Origin of the sequence: Helicobacter jaachi (genome assembly GCF_000763135.2) — a bacterium.
Taxonomy (GTDB): Bacteria; Campylobacterota; Campylobacteria; order Campylobacterales; family Helicobacteraceae; genus Helicobacter_C; species Helicobacter_C jaachi.
The window spans coordinates 148,148-162,811 of the sequence record NZ_JRPR02000001.1; the positions used below are offsets into that span (position 1 = coordinate 148,148).

Here is a 14,664-nt window from a genome sequence, read left to right on the forward strand (position 1 = left end):
TGTCTATTTTAAGGAGTGCTTATGGGCGTATCAGTGGTGATTTTGGCAGCTGGGGCTGGAACGCGTATGAAGTCAGCCACGCCCAAAGTGCTGCATAGAATCTGTGGGCGAGAAATGCTATTTTTTGCCATTGATGAGGCATTGTGCGTAAGCGATGATGTGCATATCGTGCTATATTTTGAGAAAGATTTAATAAAGAAGAGCGTTATGAGCGCGTATGCAGAGGCTTGCGCGCAGGGCAGGCTGCATTTCCATATCCAAAACGCACAAGACTATCCGGGTACAGCCGGTGCGCTTATGCAAGGCAGCACACAGAGCGCTAAAGCGCCACTAGATTTTAAATACGATTGGGTGCTTATCCTTAATGGCGATATGCCACTCATTCGCGCACAAAGCCTAAAAGAGATGTGTGAAAATCCCGCAAAAATAGTGATGAGCGTATTAGAGCTAGCTAATCCTTATGGTTATGGGCGCGTGATTATGGATAATAAAAAGGTAGTAAAGATTGTGGAGCAAAAGGACGCCACGCCAGAAGAAGTGCGCATACAAAGTGTAAATGCAGGGGTTTATAAGATTCATAAATCTATTTTGCAAGCCTATCTCCCGCGCATACAAAATCACAATAATCAACGCGAATTTTATCTTACCGATGTGGTTTTTTACGCGCAGCACGATAATGTAGAGATTGCAGCCATTGTGGTGGAGGAGTGTGAGTTTATGGGGGTAAATTCTAAGGTGCAGCTTGCTTGCGCGCAAGAGATTATGCTCCAAAGGCTGCGCGATAAGGCAATGGAACAAGGCGTGATTATGCATTTGCCTCATACAATTTATATAGATGCCCTAACACGCTTTAGCGGAGAGTGCATTATCGAGCAGGGCGTGCAGATTCTAGGTAATAGTGAGATTAAAAATGCGCATATTAAAGCCCATAGCGTTATAGAATCTAGCATTATAGAATCTAGCGATATAGGACCTTTGGCGCATATTCGCCCAAAGAGTGTGATTAAAAATACGCATATTGGCAATTTTGTAGAGACTAAATCAAGCACGCTTAATGGCGTAAAAGCGGGGCATTTAAGTTATTTAGGCGATTGTGAGATAGGCAGCGGGAGCAATATTGGCGCGGGCGTTATCACTTGTAATTATGATGGCAAGGCAAAGCATAAAACAACCATTGGGCAAAATGTCTTTGTGGGCAGCGATGTGCAGCTCATCGCGCCTGTGAATATAGAATCTAATGCGCTAATTGGCGCGGGCAGCACTATTACAAAGCATGTAAAAAGCGGAGATTTAGTGCTTTCGCGCACGCCACAGAAGCATATTGAGAATGGATATTTTAAATTTTTCAATCTAGATTCTGTAAAAAAGGAGCAGTAATGGCTTCAGTTTTGCTTAATGGAAAAGATTATGAGATAGCGCCAAATAGCACGATTTTATCGCTTATAGAGGGCTTAGAGATTACACACAAGGCAATGGCGATTGCAGTTAATACGCAAGTGGTGCAAAAATCGCAATGGGCGCTTTTTGTGCTGCAAAATGGCGATGAAGTGGAGATTTTGGATTTTGTCGGCGGTGGGTGATGGTGTATAGAATCTTAGCTTTATATGTGATATTTGTGGGCGCATTGTGGGCTTGCACAGGTGATTGCAAGGCATGTCATCAAAATCTTGATTTCCAAAATGATATTCGCCATCGCCCTATGACTGAATGCAAAACCTGCCATACAGATGCGAAAATGGCGCAAATTGATATGGGTGGCTGTGGGAAAGACTGCTTTGCCTGCCATGATATACAAAAAGTGCAAGCTCAAGCCTTAGCTAAAGAACATTATGTGATTAATGCCTGCATTCAGTGCCATTCGCAGCTTTCTACTTCGCCTATTAATACCGGTGAAGGGGTGTTTCAAAAAAGTTTAAAAAACTTTAGCGATGGGCTTATGCCTACTTTGCCCACTTTGGAGGGACTAAAATAGCTAGATTTGATTTTCAGGGAGCAATTTTGAGAGGCTTTTTAAAATCCTAGTCCAAATGCCAGTATCGGGCGGATAGCTAAAAGTCTGCTCGCGCTCATTATGCCAGCCCTCCCAATACACTTTACCCTTTTTCTCATACACGCGCCAAGCGCTTTGCATATCTTTGATTAAATCATTTTTTAAAGCTTGTGCAAATTGTGGATTATCAAAAATCACTACAGATTCTGTATTTAAATACACTGAGCGCGGGTCGAGATTAAAGCTGCCAATCCAAGTGATACTATCATCAAACACGATGCTTTTACTATGCAGCGAGGCTTTGGATTTAGGTATTTTATCGCGCAATTTTGATTTGCCCACACCTTGATATTGATATTCATAAATATGCGCTCCTTTTTGTATAAGTTTATTGCGGTAACGCTCCCACGCGCCATAGACTACTAGAGAATCTGTCGAGGCAAGGGAGTTAGTGAGAATATGCACATTCACTCCAGAATCTAGTAGATTCTCAAAATGTTTCATACCATCTTTGCTAGGCACGAGATATGCAGCGGAGATGTAAAGATTATCATGCGTGAAATTAAGAATTTTGCCTAGCGCTTGGGCTATGGGCTTTGGGGCGTTTGGATTTTCTATCTTTTGTGGGCTATCACCGATAAAGACAGCATTTCCCCAATATATTTCAAGCGATTTGTTATGATAGCGCTGCTTGATAGTGTGTATAGCTTCCTCATATTGCTCCCACTGCGCGTTTGCTTTGAGATTTGCAATAGAGGCTTTAAATTTTTTGAGCGGCATTTTAAGCGGGAGAAGTGAAACAGGAATAGAGCGATGAAAGTCCCAATATTCATAAAAATTATCGCGCGCATCATGTGCTGCCCTACCTATAAAAAGCACATCAGTATCTACAAAATTGACATTTTGATTTCTATCAAAATAATTATCGGCAATGTTGCGCCCGCCGATGATTAGAGCCATATCATCAACGATAAAAAGTTTATTATGCATACGATGATTAATGCGATTAAAATCAAAGACCATTTCGGGATAGCGCAGGATTTTAGAGCGATTTTTATAGGGATTAAAAATCTTAACTTCGATATTAGCATGAGAATCTAGCGCCACAATATCGCTAAAATCAGAATCTAGCCCATTATCATCAATAAGAATTTTTACCACCACACCCCTTTGAGCCGCTAGCCAAATTTCGTGCATAAGCAGGCGCGAGGCGATGTCGTTTTTATAGATATAAGTTTGCAGGATAATGCTTTTTTGCGCCATACGCGCTAGAGCCGCGCGGCTCAAAAACGCCTCAATACCATCATTAAGCAGCAAGGCTCCCGTGAGCGTAGTATTTTTAAGCTTATCATTATAGGGTAGGGCAATATTAGTTTGCAATGTATCAAAGGTAGGTGCGGGGATTGAATGCAAGGAGGCTAAATCTTTAACATCTTTGGTAGAAGCTACAATCGAGGAGCAACCAGCAAAGATAAAAAGGCATACAAGGATAAGTAGCGCGATATTTGTAGATGAAAAGATAAAAGATTGAATAAACTGCATTTTATACCATAGGCTGCCCTTGTATGAAGGGCAGGGAGACTATTTTTTCATACCCACACTCAGCATTTTGCGGCGTAAATACGCGATTTTGCTTTGCAGTGGCAACTCTTTAGGGCAAGTATCATGGCAGGCTATAAGGCTCATACAGCCAAATACGCCATCATCATTCCCCACTAACTCATAATAATCCGCATCACTTCGCTCATCGTGCGGGTCAATCATAAAGCGCACGACGCGATTCATACCCGCAGCGCCCACAAAGTCTTCTCGCATAACCTTAGTCGCGCAGCTTGCGATACAGCACCCACATTCAATGCACCTATCAAGCTCAAAGACTTCATCAGCCACTTGTGGCTCGATTGGCATTTCAAGCTTAGAAATATCAGGCTTGTGCTGCGTGTGAATCCAACTCTCCACGCGCTTAGTCATACCTTCAAACCACTCGCCTGTATTTACACTTAAATCCTTTATAAGCTTAAATGCAGGCAGCGGCATAAGCGTAATAACGCCATCGGGAAAGTCTTGTGTGAGCGTCTTGCACGCTAGGCGTGGGCGACCATTAATCATCATCGCACAACTGCCGCAAATCCCCGCCCTGCACACAAAATCAAAGCTTAAATCTGGGTCTTGGCTCTCTCTAATCATACCTAGAGCGATGAATACTGTCATGGAATGGGCTTCCTCGACTTTGTATTCTCTAAAATGAGGCTTTGAAACCGCGCTTTGTGGGTCAAACTTTAATGCTCGAATGGTGATTGTCCGTCCTTTTTGTTGTGTTGTCGCACTCATTATTTGTCTCCTAGTCGTTGATTTCTTGCTTTAAATTCTGGTTGGAGGTTAAAGGGCATTAGAGCTTCTTGCAAAGCATATCTATCGCCGCCTTTGGCTTGGACTTCTTGCGTGATTTTGTCAATTTCAGCCTGTCTAATGGCGCTATTTGGGTGCTCAATAATCATTCCCTTAGCTCCATAGCCTCTAAATCCGGGCGCAATTTCCATTTTCATAATGTCCAAATCCTCATAGGTTACTGTAGGCAATGTTTGATTAGGGTCTTCCCAGCTTGTAAGTGTGCGCTTGAGCCAATTTAAATCATCGCGTTTAGGATAATCCTCCCTTGTGTGCGCGCCTCTAGATTCTGTCCTATCAAGCGCACCTTTAGCCACACATAGGGCGATTTTAAGCATTTTTGGCGTGCGGTAAGCGTCCTCTAACTCTGGATTACTATGGAGCTTTTTATTTTGCACGCGGATATTTTTACTGCGTTTATAAAGCTCCTCAAGCTTATCTACTGCTTCTTGTAAGCCCTTGCCATCGCGGAAAATACCCACATCATTATCCATAATATCTTTCATTGCATTCTTTAGCTCATAGACATCTTCATTTCCTGTGCTATTAAGCAAATCACTAAGGTATGTTTGCTCTTTTTTAATGAAAGCTTCTAAAGTGCTTGTTTGCACATCAATGCTCGCATCTTGGCAATATTCTGTGAAATACTCGCCAATAATCATACCCGCGACTACAGCCTCACTTACAGAGTTTCCGCCAAGTCGATTAAAGCCATGCAAATCCCAGCAGGCTACCTCACCTGCGGCAAATAAGCCTCTAAGGTAAGATTCTCCTTTGTAGTTAGTGCGAATACCGCCCATAGAGTAGTGCTGCATAGGTCTAACAGGCGCCCAAACACCGGGTGTAGCAGGGTCAATGCCTGCAAAAGTCTTACAAATATCTTGCACATCGCGTAAATTTCGCTCCACATGCGCGCGCCCAAGGATTGAAATATCAAGCCACAAATGGTCGCCATAGGGGGATTTTACACCTTTACCTTTGCGAATATGCTCAAGCATTCTGCGTGATACCACATCACGGCTTGCAAGCTCTTTTTTCTCTGGTTCATAATCAGGCATAAAGCGATAGCCATCAACATCGCGTAAAATCCCGCCATCACCGCGGCAACCTTCTGTGAGCAGAATGCCGCTAGGCACAAGTGGTGTAGGGTGAAACTGCACAGCTTCCATATTGCCTAATTTAGCAATGCCTGTCTCCATAGCGATTGCCGCGCCTATTCCTTCGCAAATGACAGCATTTGTGGTATTGCGATACACTCTGCCATAGCCGCCTGTAGCGATAAGCGTGCCTTTTGCCACATACGCGATAAGCTCGCCAGTTACTAAATCACGCACCACCGCGCCAAAGCACTTGCCATCTTCATGGATAATAGAAATAGCCTCTTTTCTATCTTGAATATCAACGCCAAGCTTATAGGCTTCATTTGCCACAGCATAAAGCATCGTATGCCCTGTAGCGTCTGCTGTGTAGCATGTGCGCCATTTTTTAGTACCACCAAAATCGCGTGAGTGGATATAACCATGCCTAAAGTCATCTTCGGTGATGATTACTTTTTCACCATTAATGACAGCGGGTCTATCGCCTTTTTGGATTCTAGTCCATGGCACACCAAAGCCTGCTAGTTCGCGTATTGCCTTTGGTGCGGTGGTTACAAACATTCTTGCTACATCTTGGTCGCAGCCCCAGTCGCTTCCTTTTACCGTATCGGCAAAGTGTAAATCCTCATTGTCCCCATCGCTTTTTACAGAGTTGCCAAGACTTGCTTGCATACCACCTTGTGCGGCTGCAGAGTGGCTTCTTTTCACAGGCACAAGACTTAATACAATAGTATTAAGCCCAGCTTGTTTTGCTGAAATAGAGGCGCGCAAGCCCGCTAATCCTCCGCCAATAATTAAAGCATCACTATAAATTACTCTCATTTCAATCCTCCCCCATAAGTTTTTGCATCTTGGATTCTGTATGCTTCTATGCCTTTACTTTCATCTAAGTTTTTGCCAATTTGCACATAGGCAATAAATGAGCAAATACCTAAAATAATGCAGAATATCGAAAGCAGCCATTTGATAATTCTAAGATTTTTTAATCCTAGAGATTCAAACCACCCCCATTTAATGCACAAGCGATACAATCCAATCGAGCCATGTAGCTCCACTGCAAAAAGTAAAAAGATGTAGAGAATCCAAAAATTTTGCTGCACAAAGCGGAAAGATGACGCAAATGGTCCTATATTTTCAGGCTGTGTGAGATTTACAAATAAATGGGGCATAACAAGAAAAAACATCACAAATCCCGTGCCTGCTTGAATAACCCATAGGCTTGTATCACTATGTTTCATAAGCTTTTTATGCACCATTAAATCACGGAATTGCTTGTAGTTTATGGGGAATTTTCTCATCGCTAAAAATGCATGCACGACAAAGGCAATCCCCACAATTACAGCCACACCACTCACAATAATAGGCTTGCCCTCCTCGCCAAAAATCATGCTGCCTTCAAAAAACTTTGTTACCTTATACATAGCCTCTGGGCTAATTAAGATACTTGAGACAAACAGCAAATGCGCTAGCATAAACAAACCTAAAAATAACCCCGTTGCACTTTGCCAAAAATCCAATCGTGCCGGATTTTTGCTCTTTTTTCTTTGAGGCGTTACTCCCGTGTAACTCTCAATGACTTTGTCCTCTAGCATATATCCTCCTCTATTTGTGGTTTGACCTCTGTGTAAAGTTTGCGCAAGAACTTTAAGTTTTTTTAAACTTATCTTGCAGCATTCTTAAAAAAGGCTATAACCATTATAGAAAAAGATTAATTAAATTTCTTTTATGCCTTTTTGAGAATCTGTAGGATTTTTAGATTCTATTTTGATGATTCTCCCCTGTTGAAAATGCAAAATTTCATCAGCAAGCTCAATGGTGCTAGGGCGGTGGGCTACGATAATGATGATTTTATTATGCCTTAAGGTTTGAATGCTATTTTTTATGGCTTCTTCAGTTTGCATATCAAGCGCGGAGGTGGCTTCATCAAAAATAAGCACTTCTGGGTCTTTGTAAATAGCGCGCGCAATGGCTATTCTTTGCCGCTGTCCGCCGCTTAGATTTGTGCCAAATTCATCTAAGATAGTGTGAATCCCTTGAGGCATTTTCTGGACAAAATCCCACGCGTGCGCGTATTTTAGTGCCTCAATCACACGCTTTTCATCAGCAGTGCTACCATAAGCAACATTATTTAAAATACTATCATTAAAGATAAAGATTCTCTGCGTTACCACCGCGATATTATCTCGCACGCTTTTTTGTGTGTAATCCTTAATATCGCGTTTATTGATAGTAATCTCCCCGCTATTAGCCTCATACAGGCGCAAAATGAGATTAATAATAGAGCTTTTACCGCTGCCACTTTTGCCCACAAGGGCTGTAATTTTATTTTTCTCTAAGCAAAGGCTCACACCTTTAAGCGCATGCACCTCTTTATTGTAGTGAAAATGCACATTGGCTAGTCTTATTTCATTTATGGGGGGTTGCAGCCGCAGCGAGCCATCGTGGATTTGCTGCTTTTGGTCTAGAATCTCAAAAATCCTTTGACTTGCCACGATAGCAGACTGCATTTGCGCATAAATATTCACTAGTCGTTTAAATGGCGTATAAATATAAAAAAGCGCGCCCACAAACGATGAAAAGCGTGCCGCGCTTAGCTCGCCTTCAGAAATATCAACAATTGCCATATAAATCACGCACGCAAGCATTATCGCGCCCAAAAATTCCATAAGCGGCGTGCTTAGCTCACCCACACGCACGGCTTTCATATTCATTTTGAGAAAGTGCAGATTCTGTAATTTAAAATTTTCATATTCAACTTTTTCGCCATTACTTGCTTTAATCACTTCGATGTTATTAAAAATTTCATTGAGTTTTGCTGTAATGTCGGCATTTTTCTCTTGAATGGTGCGGGAGTATTTTTTGAGTTTTTTAATAATAAAATTGAGCGGCACAAGTGCTAGAGGAATAATGACAAGTGCGATAAGCGCGTATTTTGGGCTTTGATAAATGACCACCGCAACAAGTGCTATAATCGTAATGCTCTCCCGCACAAATTCTGTGATGTAGTTTGAAACCGCAGAGCGAATGACGCCAATATCATTAGTGATGCGCGCAATGAGCTCGCCCCCGCGCATTTTATTAAAAAACGCCATTTCAAGCGAGAGCATGTGCTTTAGCATTCTATCGCGCACTTGCCGCACGATGTCTTGCCCGATGAGATTCATCAAATAAGCTTGCACATAGGTGCCAATGGACTTTCCAGCATACACCGCAATGATTAAAGCCATCATCACAAACGCTATGCTTGTGTTTTCTGCTAATTCTTCAAAGCTAAAAAGCGGGTTGGCGCGCGGGATTTTGCCAGAGAGCGTATCTAGCAAAGGCTCAATAAGATAAGCCGTGCCAGCACTGCATAAAGCCACCACCAGCGAAGCCAAAATGGCTATGGCAAAGGTAAGATAATGACCTTTGATATAGGGAAAAAACTTTTTAAAAAAATCAAGAATGGTGCGCATTTACTTCAAAACCTGCATCAAGGATTGCTTCTGTAATCAATTCTTGTGTGGCAGGTGGGTTAAACTCTACTTTAACTTGCGCATTTTTTAAATCCACATCAATAAGGCTCACACCCTCAATTTCACCAACAAACTTTTCTATCTTATCCACGCATTTACCGCAGTTCATACCGCCTACAGATAAAGTAATATACATTCATCACTCCTTAGAATATAAATTTATAGAATCTAACCTAAAAAAACAAGTTGATAGATGCTTTAAGCAGCTATAACTTTATATTTTAGGCGTTGCAGGGCAATTCACTTGCCCAAAAATAAGACCGCGCGGCTTTTTATAAAAAGCAACAGCGCGGAATTATAGAATCTTAAAGCGCTTAAGCCTTGCTGCATTGCCTACCACGCTAAGGCTAGATAAACTCATAGCCAATGCGCAAAACATCGGGTGCAAGAAGATTCCAAATCCCCCAAACACGCCCATTGCTAAGGGGATAAAGGCTATATTATAACAAAAAGCAAAGCCAAGATTCTCTTTAATATTTAAAATACTCGCTTTAGAAAGTGCATATGCGTTATAAATACTCATTACTTTTTGATTATAAATTACAATATCCGCGCTATGCGTGGCTATATCGTGCATTGAAGCAAAGGCAATAGAAGTATATGCCGCCGCTAATGCTGGCGCATCATTAATCCCATCGCCCACCATAAGCACTTTTTGGCACGCACTTAGTGCGGATAGAATCTGCATTTTATCTTGTGGGAGGGCTTTGGCGTGAAAATCACTAATGCCAAGTAGGCTTGCTATTTTTTGCGTATTTGTAGCATTATCACCGCTTATAAGCGTGGCATTGATACCCCTTTGCCTGAAGTGAGAGAGAGCCACACTCGCATCGGGCTTGATATAATCTTGCAGGCTAAAAATGGCTAGAATCTGCCCCTCATCGCAAAGATAGAGCGTGATTTTATCTTCATTATTTTGTGGCTGCAAATGCGGCGGGAGCAGAGCCGCGCTGCCTAGCGTGTATGAGACATTATTAATAGAAGCCTTAATGCCTTTGCCTGTGATTTGCTCTACATTTTCTAGCGGATAAAGTGTGGCTGTGGGCGATAATGTATGCGTTTTAAAGGCTTTAGCAATGATGTGTGTGCTTGTAGATTCTAAAGAATAGGCAAGATTAAAGAGTTCTTGCTCACTTTTTTGCGCACTAAGCTTAGTAATGCTTACTATCTCTAGCCCTTGTGTGAGCGTGCCTGTCTTGTCAAAGGCAATGTGTGTAATCTCACTTAAGGCTTGAATGCTTTTAGCATCTTTAAAAAATACGCCCATTTTGTTGGCAATGGCTTGTGCGTGTAAAATCGCCATTGGCGTGGCTAGTCCCAGCGCGCAAGGGCAGGAAATCACAAGTGTAGCAATAAAAATGCTTAAGGCAAATTCAAAATCTCTAAAACCCCACCAAAATACCCCAGCTATTGTGGCTAAACATATCACTAGCGGCACAAACACAGCCGCGACTTTATCGGCAAGCGATGCAATGGGCGCTTTGCTATCTTGAGCATTTTGCACAAGGGATAGAATCTGCGCAAGTGTAGATTCTCTAGCATTTTTTTGTGCGCGCATGAAAAGCACGCTATCAAGGTTGATGCTGCCGGAGAAGACTTTATCACCGCTTTTGGCTGCAAGTGGGACAGATTCGCCATTAATGGCTGCAGTATCAAGGCTAGAGCTACCCTCACAAATGATGCCATCTACGATTATCATCTCACCGGGTAAAATTTTTAAAATATCCCCTGCTTTGACATCTTGGGCGAGAATAGGCTCGCACTTGGCTTGTGTGAGACTATCTTGTGGTAAATTTATAGAATCTACTACTTTTTGGAGGCTTTTTTGATTAAGCTCTAAAAGCAAGGAAGCACTACTAAGGGCGTCTTTTTTGCTCCTATCCTCAATACTTTTGCCAACTAGCACAAGTGTGATAATCACGCACACACTATCAAAATACGCGTGACTGTGTGGATTAAAAAATCCTTGCAGGCTGTATAAAAATGCACTTGTTGTGCCTATGGCGATGAGTGAGTCCATATTTGGACTGCGCGCTAAAAGCCCTTTAAAACCGCGCACATAGAATCCTCTGCCAATGTGCATAACTATAAGGCTTAAAATAAGCAAAATGCAGTAATTAAGCATATAGGGGAGTGTGAATAAATTAAACATCTCTCCCCATGAGCAAATAAGCACAATAATCGTAGCAGTAATGCTAAGAGGCAGCCTTAGTTTTTGAGGCAAAAAGCGATTGTCAAAAGATTCTATAATGGCATTAAGCGAGTGAGTGTTGCGCGTATTTTGCGCACTTTGGGCAGGATTAGCATCTAAATGCGGCTCATAGCCCATTTTTTCAATCAAAGCAAAAATATCTTTAAGGCTTGCTTGGCTCTCATCATACACTATGCGCGCTCTTTTGCTTAAGAGATTAACCTGTATTTCTTTGCAAAATTTCTTGCGCGATAATGCCCGCTCAATTCCGCTAGAGCAAGCTTGACAAGTCATTTGGTCAATATAGAAATGTGCTTCTTTCATTTTTTGCCTTTTAGATTCTATAATTTCCACGCTATTGAGCTAAAGCTCCGCGTGGTCTTGCAAATGTAAGCAAAGCTTACATTTGCGCCTAAAGTATAAAGTTATAGCTGCTTTAAGCATCTATCAACTTGTTTTTTAGGTTAGATTCTATAAATTTAATCTAGAACATTTAGCGGCGCTATTTTATAGAATCTTTAAAAATACATTTTAAGCGCGATGCGTATTTTTTGTTAAACGTATTTATGCGATACATAGCAGGGCTTATGTAAGCCCTAATAAGCGATATTTTTCAAGCATTTTATATTCATAAGAATCTGTGGCTTGATTGGTAATAGCGCCTGTCTCTATATCCAAAATTCGCACATTATTATAAGAGAGATAAAATGTAAGCTCCCTATCAAGATAAGGCACACTAAGCTTTAAATCATCATGCCAATGCCCAAAAAACCACGCTTTCACATCATGCTTTTTTTCCTGCAGGGCATTAAAAATTTGTGTGAGCTTTTTGGGATTTTCATCATGTATTTTATGATGTATATTCATGTGTCTAAAAAGCTCGTGCAAAAGTATTTCAGGGATAGTGTGCGTTATGACATAATCAATATTTTCCGCACAATTATAAATATTTTTAAGCCCTAAAGCCAATTCCTCATCGCTTATGGCTTCTTGTGGCCACCATGATTGATTGAGCGTTCTGCGATATTTGTCAATAGAGAGCGCGCCGCCCATAGTGAAAAAACGCTTGCCTGCAATTTCATAAATCTCTCCACGCTTTAAATGATAGCTTTTGTTTTTAATGTATTCTCCGGCAGTGGCGTTAAATTTTTTGACTTGAGGGAGTTTTTCAAAGCGATTAAAATTTTCATGATTGCCATCGACAAATAAAAGTGGGCAGGGGAGTTTTTTAATCTTTTCCATAATGGCATGCTCTCTCTCATCTATTTCATCACACCATATCACGCCAAAGTCCCCACACACCACGATATAATCATTGCGCCTATATTTTTTAAGCAGCGCTGGCGTGAAAACTTTGCCAATGTCTGTCCTGCCATGCGTATCACCAAAAATATAGAATCTAGTTGCTTTTTGTGCTTTCATAGTATTATCTTTCAATATTTTTTGAGCTAATTTTTAGATTAGTTTTTTGCGCCAAAATGCACAAGGGCTGAACCCCAAGTCAAGCCACCGCCAAAGGCATCAAGGAGCATTAAATCTCCATATTTTAGCCTTTTTTCCTCATAAATATCATTCATCGCCATAGGAATAGAAGCCGCAGAAGTGTTGCCATATTTTTGCACACTTAGCACGAGTTGGCTTTCATTAAAGCTAAGATTTTCACTCACAGCGTTAATAATACGCAAATTAGCTTGGTGAGGGATAAAAAATGATATATCTTTAGGGGCGATATGATTTTTATGCAATATATCATTGACATCACTCACAAGCGTTTTGACCGCGAGCTTAAAAGTTTCATTGCCTTTCATTTGCAGATGCGATGGCGTGTGCTTTGCTTGCGCGCCAAAGGCTGAATGCTCACGCGGCGTGCAGATAAAATCTTGATGTTTGCCATTAGCACTAGTATGCACATCAATAATACTAGCATTCCTATCCTCTGTGCTACCAATTACACAAGCCCCCGCCCCATCGCCAAAAAGCACACAAGTGCTTCTATCGCTAAAATCCAGCACAGAGCTTACCTTCTCCGCACCGATAATAAGAATATGCTTAAATGTGCCAGATTCTATAAATGCTTTTGCCAATGATAAAAGATAGATAAATCCGCTACACGCCGCACTTATGTCAAATGCAGCCTTATTCTCAATGCCAAGTTTATGGGCAGTTACGCACGCTGTGCTAGGCATGGTGAGATAATCAGGGCTTAAAGTCGCTACAATAAGCGCATCAATATCATTTGGGCTAAGCCCTGCGCGCTCAATAGCTTTTTTGCCCGCTTCATAGGCTAAATCACTTGTTTGCTGCGAGGCGTTAGCAAAATGGCGCGTTTTAATGCCTGTGCGCTTTGTAATCCACTCATCGCTTGTATCAAGTATTTTTTCAAAATCGGTGTTATGCATACAAATGGGCGGAATATACGAGGCTATGGATTTTAAGGAGGCATACATTATAGAATCCTTATTCTTGAATGGGCGCTTTATTGGCAAAAGTGTGTGCAAGTTTGGCGCAAATATCAGATTCTATAGCGAGTAAAGCCTGATAAATCGCGCATTCAATCGCCCGCGCATTTGAGCTACCATGGCTAATAATCACCACCTTTTGCACCCCAAGTAAAGGCGCGCCGCCATATTCACTATGGTCCATTTTTTGTTTAAGCTTCCTAAACACACCACGTAGGAAAAGTGCGCCAAACATAGAGCAAAGGCAGGATTTGATTTCTTTTTTAAGCACGGAGTTAATCGCACTTGCTACGCCCTCGCTCGCCTTTAGCACAAGATTGCCGCTGAAGCCATCGCACACAATTACATCAACACTGCCATTAAAAATATCGCGCCCCTCGACATTTCCTTTGAAAAAATCAAAATGTTTTAGCATTTTAAAGCTAGCTTTTGTGAGTTCATTGCCCTTATTATCCTCTTCACCATTAGATAATAGCCCAACGCGTGGATTTTCTAAGCCAACAACATGCTTAGCATACTCATAGCCCATAATGGCAAAATCTACCAAATATTCAGGCTTGCAGTCTGTATTTGCGCCCGCATCAAGTATCATACTTGGCTTATCGCTAGTAGTTGGCATAGTTGTGCATATCGCAGGGCGTAAAACGCCTTTAATGCGCCCAATTTTTAAAGTGGCTAAACTCATACTTGCTCCGCTATGCCCGGGGGAGACTACAGCGCTCACAGCGTCATTTTGCAATAATTCTATGGCTTTAAAGATAGAGGACTGCGTGCGTTTAGTCGCGCTTGCAGCAGATTCCTCCATACGAATATAATCTGCACAATGCACAATCTCTACCTTTTGGCGCAAATGCGTAGGAATAAGCGGAGTGATTTGCGCTTCATCGCCAATAATCACGGCTATAAAATCACGATTTTTCAATGCCCGCACCACTCCTTGAACGATAGGGGCTATACCATTGTCCGCGCCCATAACATCAATGGCAATTTTTAGCATTTTCACTCCTTAAAGCGTAGGATTGTA

At 41.7% G+C, this 14,664-nt stretch carries 13 protein-coding genes; 3 read left to right on the top strand and 10 right to left on the bottom strand.

Features of this window, described 5'->3' with window-relative positions:
- The first annotated feature begins 21 nt into the window (after window positions 1-21).
- The 3 genes from glmU to LS71_RS00765 are packed head-to-tail and all read left to right on the top strand — an operon-like array spanning window position 22 to window position 1,972.
- Window positions 22-1,377 carry a bifunctional UDP-N-acetylglucosamine diphosphorylase/glucosamine-1-phosphate N-acetyltransferase GlmU gene (gene glmU / locus LS71_RS00755; protein ID WP_034354464.1) on the top strand — a complete coding sequence of 452 codons (1,356 nt, stop codon included), beginning with the start codon at window positions 22-24 and terminating at the stop codon, window positions 1,375-1,377.
- Window positions 1,377-1,580 carry a sulfur carrier protein ThiS gene (thiS, locus tag LS71_RS00760; RefSeq protein ID WP_034354466.1) on the top strand — a complete coding sequence of 68 codons (204 nt, stop codon included), beginning with the start codon at window positions 1,377-1,379 and terminating at the stop codon, window positions 1,578-1,580. The genes glmU and thiS overlap by 1 nt, the downstream gene beginning before the upstream one ends.
- Complete coding sequence (locus LS71_RS00765) at window positions 1,580-1,972, top strand: hypothetical protein (RefSeq protein ID WP_034354468.1); 393 nt, start codon at window positions 1,580-1,582, stop codon at window positions 1,970-1,972. Before thiS ends, LS71_RS00765 begins: the two co-directional genes overlap by 1 nt.
- On the opposite strand, the gene LS71_RS00770 is transcribed toward LS71_RS00765, so the two are convergent.
- The 10 genes from LS71_RS00770 to plsX all read right to left on the bottom strand — a co-directional run bounded on the left by LS71_RS00770 (window position 1,973) and on the right by plsX (window position 14,637).
- Window positions 1,973-3,532, bottom strand: a complete 1,560-nt coding sequence (locus tag LS71_RS00770) for a phospholipase D family protein (protein WP_034354471.1) — start codon at window positions 3,530-3,532, stop codon at window positions 1,973-1,975.
- A 39-nt stretch (window positions 3,533-3,571) separates the two neighbouring features.
- Window positions 3,572-4,321 (bottom strand): fumarate reductase iron-sulfur subunit, encoded by a 750-nt coding sequence (locus LS71_RS00775; RefSeq protein ID WP_034354473.1) that lies wholly within the window; start codon window positions 4,319-4,321, stop codon window positions 3,572-3,574.
- Window positions 4,321-6,297, bottom strand: coding sequence for a fumarate reductase flavoprotein subunit (locus tag LS71_RS00780; RefSeq protein ID WP_034354475.1), 1,977 nt, complete (start codon window positions 6,295-6,297; stop codon window positions 4,321-4,323). The genes LS71_RS00775 and LS71_RS00780 overlap by 1 nt, the downstream gene beginning before the upstream one ends.
- On the bottom strand, window positions 6,294-7,067 hold the full coding sequence (locus LS71_RS00785) for a fumarate reductase cytochrome b subunit (protein ID WP_034354477.1): 774 nt from the start codon (window positions 7,065-7,067) through the stop codon (window positions 6,294-6,296). The genes LS71_RS00780 and LS71_RS00785 overlap by 4 nt, the downstream gene beginning before the upstream one ends.
- Window positions 7,068-7,187: 120 nt before the next feature.
- Complete coding sequence (locus LS71_RS00790) at window positions 7,188-8,930, bottom strand: ABC transporter ATP-binding protein (protein WP_052058000.1); 1,743 nt, start codon at window positions 8,928-8,930, stop codon at window positions 7,188-7,190.
- Window positions 8,914-9,126 carry a copper ion binding protein gene (locus LS71_RS00795; RefSeq protein WP_034354481.1) on the bottom strand — a complete coding sequence of 71 codons (213 nt, stop codon included), beginning with the start codon at window positions 9,124-9,126 and terminating at the stop codon, window positions 8,914-8,916. The genes LS71_RS00790 and LS71_RS00795 overlap by 17 nt, the downstream gene beginning before the upstream one ends.
- A 159-nt stretch (window positions 9,127-9,285) precedes the next feature.
- Window positions 9,286-11,505 (bottom strand): heavy metal translocating P-type ATPase, encoded by a 2,220-nt coding sequence (locus tag LS71_RS00800; RefSeq protein ID WP_138109779.1) that lies wholly within the window; start codon window positions 11,503-11,505, stop codon window positions 9,286-9,288.
- Between the two features lie 261 nt (window positions 11,506-11,766).
- Window positions 11,767-12,603 carry a metallophosphoesterase family protein gene (locus tag LS71_RS00805; protein ID WP_069723508.1) on the bottom strand — a complete coding sequence of 279 codons (837 nt, stop codon included), beginning with the start codon at window positions 12,601-12,603 and terminating at the stop codon, window positions 11,767-11,769.
- Window positions 12,604-12,641: 38 nt separating this feature from the next.
- Window positions 12,642-13,628: a beta-ketoacyl-ACP synthase III gene (locus LS71_RS00810; RefSeq protein WP_194145637.1), complete on the bottom strand. Its 987-nt coding sequence runs from the start codon at window positions 13,626-13,628 to the stop codon at window positions 12,642-12,644.
- Window positions 13,629-13,638: 10 nt separating this feature from the next.
- Window positions 13,639-14,637, bottom strand: a complete 999-nt coding sequence (gene plsX, locus LS71_RS00815; protein WP_034354649.1) for a phosphate acyltransferase PlsX — start codon at window positions 14,635-14,637, stop codon at window positions 13,639-13,641.
- Between the last annotated feature and the right edge of the window lie 27 nt (window positions 14,638-14,664).